Genomic DNA, 17,372 nt, shown 5'->3' on the forward strand with positions numbered 1-17,372 from the left:
TTGACGAGAAAAACTCAATTAGATATAATATATTGTGAACAGTTTTTTGTTTAATATTACTTTATATAAAAAACGGTTACCAAAAGTTTGGAGGGAGGGATTTATATGTCAAAAACTGTTGTTCGTAAAAACGAATCATTAGATGACGCTCTTCGTCGCTTCAAACGTTCCGTTTCAAAAACTGGTACTTTACAAGAGTACCGCAAGCGTGAATATTACGAAAAACCAAGTGTTAAACGTAAGAAAAAGTCTGAAGCTGCAAGAAAACGTAAAAAATACTAGTTTTAATGAATGGATCTGATATTATGACTCTACTCGATAGGTTAAATAATGATATCAAAGTAGCGATGAAAGCAAAAGATAAAGAAACCTTATCCGTTTTAAGAATGATGAAATCTTCTATTCAAAATGAGGAGATTAAAAAAGGTGAGTCTTTATCATCAGATGAAGAATTAACTGTATTATCTAGAGAGATGAAACAACGTAAAGATTCTCTTCAGGAATTTAAAGATGCCAAGCGTGATGATTTGGTTGAAAAAGTTTCTGCCGAAATTAAAATTGTAGATAGATATATGCCTGAACAATTTTCAGAAGATGAATTGCGTTCAATTATTGAGTCTGCAATAGATGAAACGGACGCGTCATCAATGAAGGACTTTGGTAAGGTTATGGGGATTGTCATGCCAAAAACTAAGGGGAAAGCTGATGGACAAAAAGTTAATTCTTTAGTAAAAGAAAGTTTAACTAGTCTGTGAACATGTCTTTATTGGTCGTTTTAATTTTTCGTTACTTATTTTCGAAAAATTAAAATGTTAAAATTCGGAATCTAGAAAATTAGATGGATGAGTCAAGACTAAAAGATGATAAATTTGAACGTAAATTCAAATTTATCATCTTTTTTCGATTTTTTTGGCTCTTTGTCAACTACTGTTAGTAAGAATTGATGGTTTTAAAGTTTGTATCAATGATTAGAAGAAATATTTCATTAAACAGATAGTATCCTAAAAAAAGAGGCTAACTTAAAAGTAATTATTAAATGAAAATCATTAAACTAGCAACATAGAAATCCCATGAAGTCAGTTTTTAATAGACTAATGTCATGGGATTTTCCTATTGTATGGTTTTTGGAATCAGTGTCTAAAAATGATAGAGTCTATTTGTTAAACTAATTTTTGAGCTTCTCTTACACGTTCATTTAAATCAATGGTTTCGCCAGCTTTTTTCTTATCATAAAATTCAGCTGTGGCTGCAAATAAAAGATCGGCTGCAGAGTTAAGAGCTGTTTCAACAGAATCTTGCACCACACCAATGATGAACCCAATCCCAACAACTTGCATGGCAATATCATTTGAGATATTAAATAAACTACATGCTAGAGGGATAAGTAATAAACTTCCGCCTGCAATACCAGATACACCAGTTGATGAAATGGCTGCTAATAAACAAAGTAGAAAAGCAAGAGGAAACGGAACATCCATCCCCATTGTATAAGCAGTTGCTAGTGTCATGATAGAAATGGTAATGGCAGCACCACCACTGTTAGCAGTTGCTCCAAGAGGAATAGAGATAGAGTATGATTCTTTATCTAACCCTAATTTCTCACACAATTCCATATTGATTGGAATATTTACCACTGAACTACGTGTGAAGAAGGCAGGAATACCACTTTCTTTCATACAGAACATCGTTAAAGGATAAGGATTTTGTTTTAATAGTAAGAATACCATCAGTGGATACACGATGAATGACACAAACAACATCGTTCCAACTAATAATAAAATTAACTTACCGTACTCAGCTAAACCTTTGATTCCGATTTCTGAAATAGAGTTAAATACCAACCCAACAATCCCAATTGGAGCAAATTGAATAATGATTTGAATCACTTTAGAGATCGTTCCAGAAATATCAGCGATCACATTTTTAGTTGTTTCGGAAGCACTTCGCATACATGCTCCAATAACTGCTCCCCAGAATAGTAATGATAAATAATTTCCTTCAATAATGGCTTGAACAGGATTCATTACTGCCCCAATAATAATGTCAGACAAAATCTTCCATAAATCATCAGGTGCTTGTTGATCAACGACTACATCAGGTAATACTAGTTTAACCGGGAATAACTCAGAAGCAAATACAGCGATTAAAGCCGCAATGAAAGTGGCACTTAAATATAAAATAATGACCGTTTTCATATGCGTTTTAATGCCTTTTTGATGTTTAGATAATGATTCGATGATTAGGAAAAATACCAATAATGGCGCAATAGCTTTCAGTGACCCAATAAAGAGATCACCTAATATTTTAATCCAAGTCCAGGAAGGTACCAACATCCCTAAAATTGCCCCGACGACAATACCGATACAGATTTTCTGGATTAATGATAATTCTCTAATCTTTTTCATAGCTTTCTCTCCTTTTTATAATATTAATATAATATACTTTAAAAATTCACAAAAAGAAATACCCCTTTTTAAAATAATTTTAATTTTTTTAAAGATGATTTTTGACAGGTAATATTATTCAGTACCAATCTGTCTAAGTGAAATTGATGTATTAAAGTTTGTGAGAGTAAAAGGGACATATTGTTCCAGTAGATTGATAATTTAATTTTTAAAAATTTTTTCAGTTTTCAAAAAAAGAATGTGATTCTGTCAAAAAGAAACAAAATGAAAGAGATGAACGTATGTTTGTTTGAAATTTTAAAAGGACAAGAAAAACTGAGACAAATATAGTATAATGTGAATGATGAATTAAAGGAGAGAGATTATGGCAAAAAAGAAAACAAAAAGAGCTCCTACTAAAAAGCAACAAGCACAACAAGAGCGAACAACCTATTTCTTAATTGGTCTGTCATTTATCGTATTTGGTATTTTAGGAGGATTAAGATTAGGATTTTTAGGGATGCTGATGACTAATGTGTTTCGTTTTTTTGTTGGGAACATGCACTTAGTAATGGCTCTTTATTTAATAGTATATGGTGCCCTTTTGATGTTGATGGGCAAAGACCCAAAGTTTAAACGAAAGAGTCTGGTAGTGGGATTATTTGTCTTTTTCTTAGGATTATTATTATTCTTAGAGATTGGTTTGTTCAAACAAATCAGTCGTGACACAAATATTTTAGGGATGACATGGCAAAAAATATCTTCAGACATAAAAGCAAGTAGTGTGACACAATCAGTTGGTGGAGGAATGATTGGTGCCTTGCTTTATACAGTGACTTATTTTTTAGTATCAAAAGCTGGTTCATACGTCGTGGCCGTTTTAGCAATGATTGCTGGAGGATTGCTGGTATCAAATATCGGCATCTCTCAAGTTGCTGATAAAGTGGTTGAATTTGGCACAAACTTTTTTCATTCGCTTAAAGAAAAAAAGGTAGAGCGAGATGAAAAAAAAAAACTGAATGAGAAAAATCAATCAAAAGTTTCTGAAAATCGTGTCAGAGAATCAACAGAGCATGAGAAAAAAGAACAAGAACTCGTTGTCAATGAAGACGACGAAGTGGAGAAAGAACAGTTAACACTAGAGATTGATAGTTATCAGGATCATTATAAAAAACGCGTTCAACAAACTGTTGAAAGACCTAAAAAAGAACCAAAACCAAAAACTGATGACGTGGAAAAAGATCAACCGTTGTTTTTTGACTTACCTGAAGGGGAAGAAAATGAGGATTATGAATTACCACCAGTTGAGTTATTAAATGATATTCCATTAACTGACCAGAGTGCTGAATACAAATTAGTTGAAAAAAACGTCAAAGTGTTAGAACAAACTTTCGATAGTTTTGGCGTAGATGCAAAAGTCGTTCGTGCAAGTCTTGGACCATCTGTGACGAAGTTTGAAATCCAACCGGCTGTGGGGGTTAAAGTAAGTAAAATTGTGGGATTAACAGACGACTTAGCATTAGCACTTGCTGCTAAAGATATCCGAATGGAAGCCCCTATTCCAGGGAAATCATTGATTGGGATTGAAGTGCCAAACCAAACAACTAGTATGGTGTCATTTCGTGACGTTGTGGAATCTGAAAACAATCATGATGACTTATTACTTGAAGTGCCACTTGGTCGAAGTATTTCCGGTGAAGTGATGACGGCAGATTTAACGAAAATGCCCCATCTATTGATAGCTGGTTCAACAGGTAGTGGGAAATCGGTGTGTATCAACACGATTATTTCCAGTATTTTAATGAAGGCTAAACCACATCAAGTTAAAATGATGATGATTGATCCAAAGATGGTGGAATTAAATGTCTATAATGGTGTGCCCCATTTGTTGACACCTGTTGTGACAAATCCTAGAAAAGCCGCACAAGCTTTGCAAAAAGTGGTAGAAGAGATGGAAAGACGTTACGAATTGTTTGCCGGTTTTGGAGTACGAAACATGAACGGCTACAATGACATGGTCAAAAAACATAACCAAACAACTGGAGAAAATAAATCAAGCTTACCTTATATTGTGGTAATCGTTGACGAGTTGGCTGACTTGATGATGGTCGCAAGTAATGAAGTCGAGGATGCGATTATTCGTCTAGCACAAATGGCAAGGGCTGCAGGAATTCATATGATACTTGCTACTCAACGACCTAGTGTGGATGTTATTACAGGGATTATTAAAGCGAACGTCCCATCACGTATCGCATTTGCTGTATCAAGTGGGATTGATTCTCGTACGATTATAGATAGCAACGGTGCGGAAAAATTACTTGGACGTGGAGACATGTTGTTTGTTCCGATGGGGGAAAATAAACCAATTCGTGTGCAAGGTGCGTTTATTTCGGATGATGAAGTTGAACACATTGTGGAGTTTGTGACCAATCAACAAGAAGCAGACTATCAAGAACACATGATGCCCTCAGAAAGTCCAACAAGTAGTGCCTCAACTGAAGAATTGGATGAATATTTTGACGAAGCAAAAGCACTAATCATTGAAATGCAAACAGCCAGTATCTCACTATTACAACGTCGATTTAGAATAGGATATAACCGAGCCGCACGATTAATTGATGAACTTGAAGAACAAGGTGTTGTCGGCGCTTCAGAAGGCAGTAAACCAAGAAAAGTCTTAATGACATATAGTGATGATGAGGTAATAGAAGAATAAACTAAGAAGAGGCTGACCCAAAAGTAACTTTACAGAAAACAAGCATTCCAAAATGAAACCTCTCATTTCAGAATGCTTGTTTTTTCGTGATCTCTTACTAATATCCTTCCTATTTTTTCTCAGTTTTCTTAAATTTAGTGCCATTAACGCAAATCCCAGCTCCTGTGAAATCTTATCTTTTCCTCTTACAGAGAATCGATTGAATGCCAAATTAGCCTTCAGATTTCCAAAGGCTGGTTCAACATCTATTTTTCTTTGACGATATATTTCTCCTGTGACATCCTCTTTCAAAAGCTCTCTTACGTGAGCTTTAAAATATTCCCAATTCCCATTTCTTTGAATCACTCGATTTTTACTACTCTTCGCACGAGTACATAATGCTCTAACTGGGCAATTTAAACAAGACTCACATTCATATATTTTAAGTTGTCTTTTGAATCCAGATTTATCCGTTCGAGTAGAGTAATTTCTAAATTTGACTTCTCGATTATTCGGGCAAATATAAGTATCTGCCAATTCATTATAAATCCAGTTATCTGGAATGAATGGATTTTGTTTATATTTTTTAGTGTGTTCTTTCTGATACATTGTATAAGTAATTAATGGAGTTCTTTCAAAATCATCTAAAATTGCTTGATAGTTTTCTTCACTACCATAACCTGCGTCAGCCACAATGTATTTAGGTAAGTCAAAATAAGATTTCTTGATAGTATCTAAGAAGGGAATCATTGTTTTAAAATCCGTTGGATTTGAAAATGTTTCATATGCTAAAACGTATTGATGATTGGTTGCAATTTGAACGTTATATCCAGGTTTTAACTGACCATTCATCATGTGGTCATCTTTCATTCTCATAAAAGTGGCATCATGATCTGTTTTAGAGTAGCTATTTCTACCGTTATAAATATCATGTTGTTCTTTATATTTTTGCTTTCTATAGATAAAGTCAGAAAAAGCTTTCAATGCTTTTTTAGGCTCTTTACGCTCAGAACGAAGTTCTTTTCTCTTTTGAACATCTGAAGTATTTTCAATTTTAGTACTTAAATCACTTACTTTCATTTCCAACTCATCAATGATTTGTTTTAAATTTCCTGTGTTTAACTCATCATCTTCTGAACAAATAGATGGGATAATTTGATCTTCTACAAGTTGTTGATAATAGGACTTTGACTTCTCTCTCAAAGATTCTTCATAACGTTGTGTGCTCTTTTTCCAAACGAAGGTATATTTATTTGCGTTGGCTTCTAACTTTGTTCCATCAATAAAAATAGCTTCTTCATCAATTAATTGTTGAGAAACAAGCTGATTTCTAAATTGAATAAAACATTCTTGAAGTATCGGTTGAACCAGTGGGTTCACTCTGAATCGATTAATTGTTCTGAAGTTAGGTGTCTGTGATTGCGTTAACCACATGGCACGAATGCTATCTTTAGACATAGCTTCTATCTTTCTGCCTGAAAAAATAGATTGAGTGTAGCCACACAGAATAAGCTTCAACATCATTTTTGGATGATAAGACGAAGTTCCCATTCGATGCTCAAAAACTGAGAACACATCCACAGGGATGCTTTCTACTAACTCATCAATCGCAAAAGCGATATCATTTTCTTCTAAATAAATATCTAAATTCAGTGATAAAGTAACCTGTTTCGTGTTATAATTCTTATACATAAATAGCACTCCTTTTTAGTTGGTTTCGTCACTTTAATTATATAGGATAGTGCTATTTTTTACGTCAAAAAAGGAAGAAAATCGAAAAAAGATTTTCTTCCTTTTAGTTTATTCTAGAGACTTTTGGGTCAGCCTCTTTTTGTATTTAATTCACCAAATAGATGGATGTATCAAAGTATTGTTCAATAAAATGGACTTTGTCACTTAGTTCTTCTGTTGTGTATGTTTCACCAGGAGCGGAGATAATCCATTTGGTTTCATTGTCGTCATGTCGTTTGACGATTGCAATCAACACACCTTCAAATGATTCAATCGGTCCATTGACCGTGTTTGAGATGACATAAGCATCTTGTTCTTCACCATCTCCGGCAATAATATTTTTGACATAGCCATAATTTATCGGATAAACAGTCCCTTTTTCATTCTTGTAGCCAATGGGTCTATCTATGGTTACGTTTATTAAACGGCTCATTATTACTCTCCTTTTTTCATAAATTGTAATCCATATTAACGAATTAAGCAATTCAAAAAGAAAAATAGAAAGAAATTATCTTAAGAATTTGCTATAATAGAAAAGGATTTGATCAGAAAGGGTGTTCGTACCAAATGACGCAAAAACATAATTTATTGGCAGGTCTAAATGACAAACAACAAGCTGCCGTTCAAACGACACAGGGCCCGTTATTAATCATGGCTGGTGCAGGTAGTGGGAAAACAAGAGTACTAACACATCGTGTGGCTTATTTAATAGATGAAAAAGGGGTTAATCCTTGGAATATTTTAGCTATCACTTTTACAAATAAAGCGGCGAAAGAGATGAAGGAACGTGTGGTTTCGATTCTTGGTTCGGTCGGTGAAGATGTGTGGGTATCAACGTTTCACTCAATGTGCGTCAGAATGTTACGACGTGATGCCGATTTGATTGGTTACAATCATCAATTTACGATACTTGATGCCAGTGACCAACAGACATTGATTAAACGGATTTTAAAAGAAGAAAATATTGATCCAAAAAAACATGATCCGCGCAGTATTTTATCGCAAATCAGTCAGGCAAAAAATGAGTTATTAACGCCTGAATTATATGAAGAACGCTACACAGGTTATTTTGAACAGATTGTGGCAACATGCTATAAGCGGTACCAAAAAGAACTTCGCAATAATCAATCAATGGATTTTGATGATTTGATTATGTTAACGATTCGTTTGTTTAAGGAAAGTCCTGAAACGTTGTCTTATTATCAAAATAAATTCCAATACATTCACGTTGATGAGTATCAAGATACAAACCATGCTCAATATACGTTGGTTAATTTACTGGCGAAACGTTTTAATAATTTATGTGTTGTGGGGGATGCTGACCAAAGTATTTATGGTTGGCGTGGAGCTGATATGCAAAATATTTTAGATTTTGAATCAGATTATCCTGATGCTAAAACAATTTTACTAGAACAAAATTATCGTTCAACTAAACATATTTTACAAGCGGCAAATAGTGTGATTAACCACAACCAAAACCGTAAGAAAAAAGAATTATGGACAGATAATCAATCAGGCGAAAAAATTGTGTATTATCGTGCTAATTCTGAACGAGAAGAAGTTCAATACATTGTGACCACCATTCAACAATTGAAACAACAAGAACAACGCTCATATGGCGATTTTTGTGTGTTATACCGGACGAATGCGATGTCCCGTGTGATTGAGGATACGTTCTTAAAAGCAAATATCCCTTATAAAATGGTGGGTGGACATAAGTTCTACGACCGTAAAGAAATCAAAGACATTTTAGGTTACTTAAAAGTGATTTCAAATGAAATGGATTCATTGAGTTTTGAGCGTGTGGTTAATAGTCCAAAACGAGGTATTGGTCCTGGAACCATTGAAAAAATTAGAGAGTTTGCTGATATGCATGGTTGGTCGTTACTTCAAGCAACAGTTGACATTGATTTGACACCAATTACAGGAAAAGCTAAAAAAGAGCTTGGTAATTTCGGGCAAATGATTATGCAATTAAGAAAGATGATTCCATTTTTAACGATTACGGAATTAGTCGAACAAGTGTTAGATAAAAGTGGTTACCAGGAAGATTTGGTGAAACAAAACTCGCTTGAATCTCATTCACGTTTAGAAAACTTGGAAGAGTTTTTAACTGTAACCAAAGAATTTGACAAGCGTTATGAAGCGGGAGATTATGAAGACGAAAGTGAAAATGATGAGGACAAACTCGCGTTATTCCTAAATGATTTGGCACTTGTTTCTGATATTGATTCATTAGAAGACGACCAAGGACAAGTCACTTTTATGACACTTCATGCGGCTAAAGGGCTTGAGTTTCCATATGTCTTTTTAGTTGGAATGGAAGAAAGTATTTTCCCACTATCTCGTGCTGCTTTAGAAAGCGATGAACTAGAAGAAGAACGTCGTTTGGCTTATGTGGGAATTACCCGAGCTGAAAAGCAATTATTCTTAACGAACGCATCAAGTCGTATGTTGTATGGACGCACACAATACAACCGTCCATCACGCTTTTTAGAAGAAATTGACGATGACGTGTTAGAAAAAGTTGGGGCAGTCCATAAAGTGTCTAGTCAAAAACCGATTGGTGAAAAATACCGTCGTGCAACGTATCAACAACCAACGACAACAGCTGTTACGGCGAAAAAACAAACAGGTGGCGAAAAAGCACCATGGCAACCAGGTGATAAAGTTGAACACAAAGCGTGGGGCGTTGGAACGGTTGTTAAAGTGAGTGGGGACGCCAAAGATATGGAGTTAGACGTGGCATTTCCTTCTCAAGGAATTAAACGTTTATTGGCCGCTTTTGCACCAATTACAAAAGTAGATTAAAAAGAGGTGACCATTTTGGGTATTGATGAGGCAACAAAACGTGTGGGCGAGTTACGTCACACTTTAAATGAATGGGCACGCGCTTATTATGTGAAAGATGCGCCACTCGTTAGTGACCATGAATATGATAAGTTATACAAAGAATTAGTGAGTTTAGAAGAGCAGTTTCCAGAACTTGTAACAAGTGACTCTATCACGCAACGAGTGGGTGGAAAATTACTCGACGGGTTTCAAAAAGTCGAGCACACGACACCGATGATGAGTTTAAGTAATGCCTTTAACGAGCAAGACTTACGTGATTTTGATAAACGCGTGAGAAAAGGCACGAGCAAACCAATTAGTTACATGGTAGAATTAAAGATTGACGGCTTGGCGATTAATTTAACTTATGATAATGGACAATTTGTTCAAGGTGCAACTCGTGGAGATGGTGTTGTAGGTGAGGACATTACGCAAAATTTGCGTACCGTTCATTCTATTCCATTATCACTGCAAACACCTGTGACACTTGACGTTCGTGGTGAGTGTTTTATGCCAAAAGAGTCGTTCGTTAGATTAAACGAGGAACGTGACAAAGACGGCGAAAGTGTGTTTGCGAATCCGCGTAATGCAGCAGCGGGGAGTTTACGTCAACTTGATTCATCTGTCACAGCCAAACGTCAGTTAAGTACGTTTTTATATACGATTGCTAATCCTGAAGAATTAGGATTAACCACCCAAACAGACGCATTAGATTATCTAGATAGTTTAGGGTTTAAAACCAATCATCAACGTGAACTTTGTGCCACGATTGATGACGTGTGGCAATACATTGTCGAATTTAGCGACAAACGTCACACGCTTGATTATGAAATTGATGGTATCGTGATTAAAGTCAATGACTTTGACGCGCAAAATGAATTAGGTTATACAGTAAAAGCGCCTAAATGGGCGATTGCGTATAAGTTTCCGGCCGAAGAAGTTCAAACTGTCTTGCGAGACATCGAGTGGACAGTTGGACGAACAGGTGTTGTGACACCAACTGCGGTGATGGATCCGGTACAATTAGCTGGAACAACCGTTTCTCGAGCGAGTTTACATAATTGTGATTTGATCGCTGAAAAAGACATTCGATTATTGGATACAGTCGTGATTCATAAAGCTGGAGATATAATTCCTGAAGTCACACAAGTTGTGTTAGATAAGCGACCTGAAGACAGTCAGACGTATGAGTTTCCAACACATTGTCCAACATGTGATGCTGAGTTGGAACGCATCGAGTCAGAAGTGGCATTAAGATGTTTAAATCCAGCCTGTCCAGCTCAAATCAAAGAAGGACTGAATCACTTTGTGTCGCGAAATGCGATGAATATTGATGGCTTAGGTCCTCGTGTGTTAGAGCAAATGTATGAAAAAGAATTGGTAAAACAAGCCGCTGATTTATACTATCTAACACAAGAGCAATTATTAACGCTTGATAAAATCAAAGAAAAATCAGCGAATAATATTTTAGAAGCCATTGCAAATAGCAAAGGCAATTCATTAGAGCGATTGTTGTTTGGTTTAGGGATTCAACATGTTGGCTCAAAAGCCGCTAAAATTATTTCAAGTGAATTTGGTACGATTGATAAAATTATCGAAGCAGATAAAGAAGATATTTTTACGATTGATACGATTGGACCAGTGATGGCTGATAGTATTACCAAATATTTCTCGATTCCAGAAACATTGGAACAAATTGACAAACTAAAACAAGCTGGGGTAAATATGACGTATCTTGGTGTGACAAAAGAAGACATCACATCAATCGAGTCCCCGTTTAAAGATAAAATAATTGTCTTAACCGGAAGTTTGACACAATTTAAACGAGCTGAAGCCAAACAAAAGATTGAGTCGTTAGGTGGAAAAGTGACGGGTAGTGTGTCGAAAAAAACGGATATTGTTGTTGCTGGCGAGGAAGCTGGTAGCAAGTTAACCAAAGCACAAGAATTAGGAATTGACGTTTGGAGCGAACAACAAATGGTTGATGCCATAAACGCGTCACATAAAACAGAGTAAAAGGAGAATTTTGATGGCAATTTCAAAAGAAGAAGTACTACACGTAGCAAAATTATCGAAATTACGTTTTTCAGATAGTGAATTAGATGAGATGACAAAACATTTAGGGAAAGTTACTGACATGATGGCAAATTTAAGCCAAGTCGACACAACAGATGTGCCATTTACTTCAAGTGTGACAGAAGAAACAAATGTCTTTAGAGAAGACATCGCCATTAAAGGTGAAAGCCGTGACGAATTATTTAGCAATGTTCCTGAAACACAAGATGGTTACATTAAAGTGCCAGCAATCATGGATAACGGGGAGGCAGGAGCATAATGACTGAGTTACAACAATTAACAGTAAAACAACTAAGTGATGCATTAAATAAAAAAGAATTAAGCTCACAAGAGATTGTAAAAAGTGGGTTTGATTACATCAAAGAAACAGAGCCAACGATTGATGCGTTTATCACATTAAGTGAAGAAAAAGCATTAGCAGAAGCGAAAAAAATTGATGACTCACCACGTAGTGAATTAACACCTTTAGCTGGTATTCCAATTGGGATTAAAGATAATATCGTGACAAAAGACGTGTTAACAACCGCAGCAAGTAAAATGTTGTACAATTTTAACCCAATTTATTCTGCGACGGCAGTAGAAAAATTAGAATCAGCTGGACTTGTGTCTATGGGTAAATTAAACATGGATGAGTTTGCGATGGGGTCTTCAACTGAAACTTCTTACTTCAAGAAAACAAAAAATGCATGGGACCAAACAAAAGTACCTGGTGGCTCTTCAGGAGGGTCTGCTGCGAGTGTGGCAGCTGGACAAGTTCCTGCATCATTAGGGAGTGACACAGGTGGAAGTATCCGCCAACCAGCGTCATTTAACGGTATCGTGGGGATGAAACCAACTTATGGACGCGTTTCTCGTTATGGGTTAATTGCCTTTTCATCAAGTTTAGACCAAATTGGGCCAATGACTCGTACGGTGGAAGACAACGCCATGATTTTAAATGCCATTTCTGGACATGATGCAAAAGACAGCACAAGTTCTCGTCGTGACACACCAGATTTTACAAACTTAATTGGTCAAGACATCAAGGACATGAAAATTGGGGTACCAAAAGAATTCATGGGTGAAGGGGTTCATCCTGATATTCGTCATGCAGTAAAAGAAGCGGTGAAAACATTTGAAGCGCTTGGTGCAACAGTGGACGAAGTTAGTTTACCAAATGCGGTTTATGGCGTGGAAGTTTACTATATTATTGCTTCATCAGAAGCGTCATCAAACTTACAACGTTTTGATGGTATTCGCTATGGTTACCGTTCAGAAAATATTTCAAACTTAGAAGACGTATATGTTAACTCACGTTCTGAAGGATTTGGTTCCGAAGTGAAACGTCGTATTATGCTTGGAACATTCTCTCTAAGTGCTGGATTTTATGATGCATACTTTAGAAAAGCTGGACAAGTTCGTACCTTGATTGTCAATGACTTTAAAAAAGTCTTTGAAAACTACGACTTGATTTTAGGACCAGTATCACCAACTGTGGCATTTGAATTTGGTGCTGCTCAAGATGATCCAATCACAGCTTACATGCGTGATATTTTGACAATTCCAGTTAACTTAGCTGGCCTACCAGGGATGAGTGTTCCTGGCGGATTTTCTGAAGGATTACCAATTGGGATTCAATTAATCGGAAATCATTTTGATGAAGAAAAAATGTATCAAGCAGCTTATGCGTTTGAACAAGCAACTGATTTCCATAAAAAACAACCTGTTATTTTAGGAGGTAAAGCATAGTGAATTTTGAAACAGTCATTGGGTTAGAAGTCCATGTGGAATTAAAAACCGAATCAAAAATCTTTTCAACGTCTGCCGCTCACTTTGGTGCAGATCCAAATACTAATACAAACGTGATTGATTTTTCAATGCCAGGTGTTTTACCTGTTTTAAATAGAGGCGCACTTGAATATGGTATGAAAGCAGCATTAGCACTTAACTGTAAAATCAACCATCACACAAATTTTGATAGAAAAAACTATTTCTATCCTGATAATCCAAAAGCTTACCAAATTTCTCAAGATGACAAACCAATCGGCTATGATGGTTGGGTTGAAATAGAAGTAGAAGGTAAAAAGAAAAAAATCCGTATTGAACGTGTGCATTTAGAAGAAGATGCGGGTAAAAATATTCATGGTACTGATGGTTATTCATATGTTGATTTAAACCGTCAAGGCACACCACTTATTGAGATTGTCTCTGAAGCAGATATGCGTTCACCTGAAGAAGCCTATGCTTATTTAGAAGCCATTCGCTCAATTATCCAGTTTACTGGTGTTAGTGATGTGAAAATGGAAGAAGGGTCAATGCGTTGTGATGCCAATATTTCTCTAAGACCTTATGGACAAGAAAAATTTGGAACAAAAGCAGAACTTAAAAACTTGAACTCACTTAACTACGTGAAACAAGGACTTGCTTTTGAAGAACAACGTCAAGCAAAAGTGTTAATGTCAGGTGGCATTATCCAACAAGAAACACGTCGTTATGATGAATCAACTAAATCAACTATCTTGATGCGTGTTAAAGAAGGAGCAAGTGATTACCGTTACTTCCCAGAACCAGATATTCCATCAATTGATATTAGTGAAGAATGGGTGGAAGAAATCAGAGCATCATTACCAGAGATGCCAGCAGCCAGACGTATTCGTTATGTGAGTGAACTCGGTTTACCTGAATACGATGCAATGGTATTGACTCTATCTAGTGATATGTCAGACTTCTTTGATGCAACAGTGAATAACGGAGCAGATGCTAAACAGGCCTCTAACTGGTTAATGGGTGAAGTGTCAGCTTACTTAAATAGCGAGCACTTAGAGTTACTTGAAACAAAACTAACACCAGAAAATCTTGCTGGTATGATTAACTTAATCGCTGATGGAACAATTAGTTCTAAAATTGCGAAAAAAGTCTTTAAAGAATTAATCGAAAACGGTGGCGACGCTAAAGAAGTCGTTGAAGCAAAAGGATTAGTCCAATTATCTGATCCAGCGCAATTATTACCAATGATTAATGACGTCTTGGACAAAAATGAACAGTCAATCGAAGACTTTAAAAATGGAAAAGATCGTGCCGTTGGGTTCTTAGTTGGTCAAATTATGAAAGCAACAAAAGGAAAAGCAAATCCAGGAGTCGTGAACAAATTACTAAAAGAGGAATTATTGAAACGTTAAATTGATAACGTTCGATATGAAGGAGCAAGTTAAATGAGAGCAAGATTAATTTATAATCCAACATCTGGAAAAGAGTTGTTAAAACGAAATTTAGCAGATATTTTAATGGTGATTGAAAAAGCTGGATATGAAGCTAGTGCCTTTGCGACGACACCGGAGCCTTTTTCTGCCAAAAAAGAAGCAGCAAGAGCCGCGAATGCTGGTTTTGATTTGATTATCGCAGCAGGAGGTGATGGCACGATTAATGAAGTGATTAATGGTATTGCCCCACTAGAAAAGCGTCCTAAATTAGCGATTATTCCTGGTGGAACAACCAATGATTTTGCTCGTGCGTTGCAAATCCCGCGTGATAATGTGGTGAAAGCTGCAGAGGTGATTTTAAAAAATCAAACCATTAAATCAGATATTGGAAAAGCTGGAAACACATATTTCATGAATATCGCAGCAGGTGGTTACTTAACTGAATTGACCTATGAAGTACCATCTCATCTGAAAAGTGTTTTTGGCTATCTTGCCTATTTAGCAAAAGGAGCAGAGATGTTGCCACGAGTGAAACCAATCAAAATGCGTCTGAAATATGATGATGGTGAATTTGATGGAAAAGCATCGATGTTTTTCTTAGGGCTAACCAATTCAGTTGGTGGCTTTGAACAAATTGTTCCCGACGCTCAATTAGATGATGGAAAATTTTCACTGATAATCGTGAAAACAGCCAATGTGTTAGAAATTATGCATTTAGTTGCTTTGATGTTAAACGGTGGAAAACACATTGACGACCCTAGGATTGAATACATTAAAACGTCAAGATTACATGCTGAAGCCTTTGATGATGATTATCGTATGATGATTAATTTAGATGGGGAATATGGTGGAGATGCACCAATGGAATTTATAAATTACAAACAACACATAGAAATTTATGCTAATCTGGATGCAATACCTGAATCGGCTATTTCAATTGATGAAGAAGAAGCGTCTGATCGATTTATTGAAGAAGTCGAACAACTCACTCAAGAAGATATTAATGAAGATGGTACTATTTTTGGCAATAAAGAGTAGTACGTGCACTGTTTAAAAGAGAAAGAGGATTTTATGAAAAAACAAAAAATAGAAGCACCAGTGAAAAAAAATGAGCGTTTAGTTGTTGATATCGTCGATATGACCTATGACGGACGTGGAGTAGCAAAAGTGGATGGTTTTCCCATTTTTGTTGAAGAAGGGATTACAGGCGAGCGAGTAAAAATTCATGTGATGAAAGTCATGAAAAAATTTGCCTTCGCAAAAATTATGACATGGGAAACAACAAGTGAAAATCGTGTGGAATCAGTCGAAAAAGATTTAATTCGTACAGGGATTGCCCCACTACATCATATGAGCTATGACGCTCAACTTGATTTCAAGAAAAATCAAGTGACTCAAGCGATGAAACGTATCGGTGGCTTTGACGAATTAAACGTTTCGGACGTTTTAGGAATGGAACACCCATTTGCTTATCGTAATAAAGCCCAAATTCCAGTACGTATGATTGGTGCTGACATTGAACTTGGTTTCTTTAGAAAAAATAGTCATGACTTAATTGTGGTAGAAGACTTTTTAATTCAAGATAAAATGATTGATGAGATTTTATTATTCCTGAAAGAAAGACTAAGAAAATACTCAATCAAACCATATGATGAAAGCCAACATTCAGGACATCTGAAAAGTATCGTGATTCGTAAAGGTCATTACTCAAATGAAGTGATGGTAACCTTTGTGACACGTAAAAAGAAAATTTTCTACTTACATGATATTGTAACTGAACTTGTGGCAGCCTATCCAAACGTGGTATCTGTGATGCAAAATATCCAACCAAACGTGACAAACAAAGTCTTAGACGAACGTTTGAACGTGTTATACGGTAAAGATAGCATTAGTGATGAGTTATTAGGTAAAACATATCATATCTCAGCACAGTCATTCTACCAAGTGAACACTGAACAAGCTGAAAACCTTTATAAAAAAGCGATTGAATTAGCTGATTTAAAAGAAGATGACGTGGTTCTTGATGCGTATTGTGGTATTGGAACAATCGGCTTGAGTATGGCTAACAAAGTGAAGAAAGTATACGGCGTGGAAATTGTGCCAGAAGCGATTGAAGATGCGATTCATAACGCTGAAATCAATGACATCACAAATGTTGAATTTAAAGCTGGAGCAGCCGATAAAGTTCTAAAAAATTGGACAGCAGATGGCATTAAATTTGATGTGATAGTCGTTGACCCACCAAGAAAAGGCTTAACAGAAGACTTCATCAAACAATCAGTTGAATTAGAACCAGAAAAAATTGTCTATATTTCATGTGATCCAAGCACCATGGCACGTGATATGAAATTATTTGCTAGTTTAGGTTATACAACTGACACCGTTTATCCAGTTGACATGTTCCCGCAAACAACACATATTGAGTGTGTGACAGTGTTGACGAATTAAATATTATTTTGTGAGATTTAGGGAGTA

The 17,372-nt window shown here is 36.1% G+C and carries 13 protein-coding genes; 10 read left to right on the plus strand and 3 right to left on the minus strand.

The window, feature by feature from the left end:
- The first annotated feature begins 105 nt into the window (after positions 1 to 105).
- Entirely contained in the window at positions 106 to 282 is a 177-nt protein-coding gene (gene rpsU / locus BW731_RS11150) for a 30S ribosomal protein S21 (protein ID WP_071456767.1), read from the plus strand.
- A 23-nt stretch (positions 283 to 305) separates the two neighbouring features.
- Positions 306 to 755 (plus strand): GatB/YqeY domain-containing protein, encoded by a 450-nt coding sequence (locus tag BW731_RS11155; protein ID WP_079348648.1) that lies wholly within the window; start codon positions 306 to 308, stop codon positions 753 to 755.
- Between the two features lie 405 nt (positions 756 to 1,160).
- Here the strand turns inward: BW731_RS11155 and sstT are convergent, their stop codons facing one another.
- The gene (gene sstT / locus BW731_RS11160) at positions 1,161 to 2,405 is read right to left on the minus strand and encodes a serine/threonine transporter SstT (protein WP_079348203.1); all 1,245 of its coding nucleotides are present in this window, start codon (positions 2,403 to 2,405) and stop codon (positions 1,161 to 1,163) included.
- 364 nt (positions 2,406 to 2,769) lie between these two features.
- Here sstT and BW731_RS11165 point away from each other — a divergent pair, with 364 nt between their 5' ends.
- Positions 2,770 to 5,100 (plus strand): DNA translocase FtsK, encoded by a 2,331-nt coding sequence (locus BW731_RS11165; RefSeq protein ID WP_079348205.1) that lies wholly within the window; start codon positions 2,770 to 2,772, stop codon positions 5,098 to 5,100.
- Here BW731_RS11165 and BW731_RS11170 read toward each other — a convergent pair.
- Together BW731_RS11170 and BW731_RS11175 are read right to left on the minus strand one after the other, a co-directional pair.
- A complete protein-coding gene (locus BW731_RS11170) occupies positions 5,062 to 6,771 on the minus strand; it encodes an IS1182 family transposase (protein ID WP_079348207.1) in 1,710 nt (569 codons plus the stop codon). The two genes, BW731_RS11165 and BW731_RS11170, sit on opposite strands and share 39 nt — an antisense overlap.
- A gap of 145 nt (positions 6,772 to 6,916) precedes the next feature.
- A complete protein-coding gene (locus BW731_RS11175; protein WP_079348209.1) occupies positions 6,917 to 7,243 on the minus strand; it encodes an inorganic diphosphatase in 327 nt (108 codons plus the stop codon).
- Between the two features lie 134 nt (positions 7,244 to 7,377).
- Here BW731_RS11175 and pcrA point away from each other — a divergent pair, with 134 nt between their 5' ends.
- The 7 genes from pcrA to rlmD are packed head-to-tail and all read left to right on the plus strand — an operon-like array spanning position 7,378 to position 17,345.
- Complete coding sequence (pcrA, locus tag BW731_RS11180; RefSeq protein WP_079348211.1) at positions 7,378 to 9,621, plus strand: DNA helicase PcrA; 2,244 nt, start codon at positions 7,378 to 7,380, stop codon at positions 9,619 to 9,621.
- A gap of 6 nt (positions 9,622 to 9,627) precedes the next feature.
- Positions 9,628 to 11,658: an NAD-dependent DNA ligase LigA gene (gene ligA / locus BW731_RS11185; RefSeq protein WP_332881444.1), complete on the plus strand. Its 2,031-nt coding sequence runs from the start codon at positions 9,628 to 9,630 to the stop codon at positions 11,656 to 11,658.
- A gap of 13 nt (positions 11,659 to 11,671) precedes the next feature.
- Positions 11,672 to 11,977 carry an Asp-tRNA(Asn)/Glu-tRNA(Gln) amidotransferase subunit GatC gene (gatC, locus tag BW731_RS11190; RefSeq protein ID WP_079348215.1) on the plus strand — a complete coding sequence of 102 codons (306 nt, stop codon included), beginning with the start codon at positions 11,672 to 11,674 and terminating at the stop codon, positions 11,975 to 11,977.
- Entirely contained in the window at positions 11,977 to 13,446 is a 1,470-nt protein-coding gene (gene gatA / locus BW731_RS11195) for an Asp-tRNA(Asn)/Glu-tRNA(Gln) amidotransferase subunit GatA (RefSeq protein WP_079348216.1), read from the plus strand. The genes gatC and gatA overlap by 1 nt, the downstream gene beginning before the upstream one ends.
- Complete coding sequence (gatB, locus tag BW731_RS11200) at positions 13,446 to 14,876, plus strand: Asp-tRNA(Asn)/Glu-tRNA(Gln) amidotransferase subunit GatB (protein ID WP_079348218.1); 1,431 nt, start codon at positions 13,446 to 13,448, stop codon at positions 14,874 to 14,876. The genes gatA and gatB overlap by 1 nt, the downstream gene beginning before the upstream one ends.
- 33 nt (positions 14,877 to 14,909) lie before the next feature.
- Positions 14,910 to 15,935: a diacylglycerol kinase gene (locus BW731_RS11205; RefSeq protein WP_079348220.1), complete on the plus strand. Its 1,026-nt coding sequence runs from the start codon at positions 14,910 to 14,912 to the stop codon at positions 15,933 to 15,935.
- 33 nt (positions 15,936 to 15,968) lie between these two features.
- Positions 15,969 to 17,345: a 23S rRNA (uracil(1939)-C(5))-methyltransferase RlmD gene (gene rlmD / locus BW731_RS11210; RefSeq protein WP_079348222.1), complete on the plus strand. Its 1,377-nt coding sequence runs from the start codon at positions 15,969 to 15,971 to the stop codon at positions 17,343 to 17,345.
- Positions 17,346 to 17,372: the final 27 nt, after the last annotated feature.

Origin of the sequence: Vagococcus martis (assembly GCF_002026305.1) — a bacterium.
GTDB classification, from domain to species: domain Bacteria; phylum Bacillota; class Bacilli; order Lactobacillales; family Vagococcaceae; genus Vagococcus; species Vagococcus martis.

What these genes read in the sequence shown, in the direction of transcription:
- pcrA (WP_079348211.1), top strand. Translation starts at nt 7,378, where the DNA reads ATGACGCAAAAACATAATTTATTGGCAGGTCTAAATGACAAACAACAA.
- rlmD (WP_079348222.1), top strand. Translation starts at nt 15,969, where the DNA reads ATGAAAAAACAAAAAATAGAAGCACCAGTGAAAAAAAATGAGCGTTTA.
- gatA (WP_079348216.1), top strand. Translation starts at nt 11,977, where the DNA reads ATGACTGAGTTACAACAATTAACAGTAAAACAACTAAGTGATGCATTA.
- BW731_RS11170 (WP_079348207.1), bottom strand. Translation starts at nt 6,771, where the DNA reads ATGTATAAGAATTATAACACGAAACAGGTTACTTTATCACTGAATTTA.
- BW731_RS11155 (WP_079348648.1), top strand. Translation starts at nt 306, where the DNA reads ATGACTCTACTCGATAGGTTAAATAATGATATCAAAGTAGCGATGAAA.
- BW731_RS11165 (WP_079348205.1), top strand. Translation starts at nt 2,770, where the DNA reads ATGGCAAAAAAGAAAACAAAAAGAGCTCCTACTAAAAAGCAACAAGCA.
- rpsU (WP_071456767.1), top strand. Translation starts at nt 106, where the DNA reads ATGTCAAAAACTGTTGTTCGTAAAAACGAATCATTAGATGACGCTCTT.
- BW731_RS11175 (WP_079348209.1), bottom strand. Translation starts at nt 7,243, where the DNA reads ATGAGCCGTTTAATAAACGTAACCATAGATAGACCCATTGGCTACAAG.
- sstT (WP_079348203.1), bottom strand. Translation starts at nt 2,405, where the DNA reads ATGAAAAAGATTAGAGAATTATCATTAATCCAGAAAATCTGTATCGGT.
- gatC (WP_079348215.1), top strand. Translation starts at nt 11,672, where the DNA reads ATGGCAATTTCAAAAGAAGAAGTACTACACGTAGCAAAATTATCGAAA.
- BW731_RS11205 (WP_079348220.1), top strand. Translation starts at nt 14,910, where the DNA reads ATGAGAGCAAGATTAATTTATAATCCAACATCTGGAAAAGAGTTGTTA.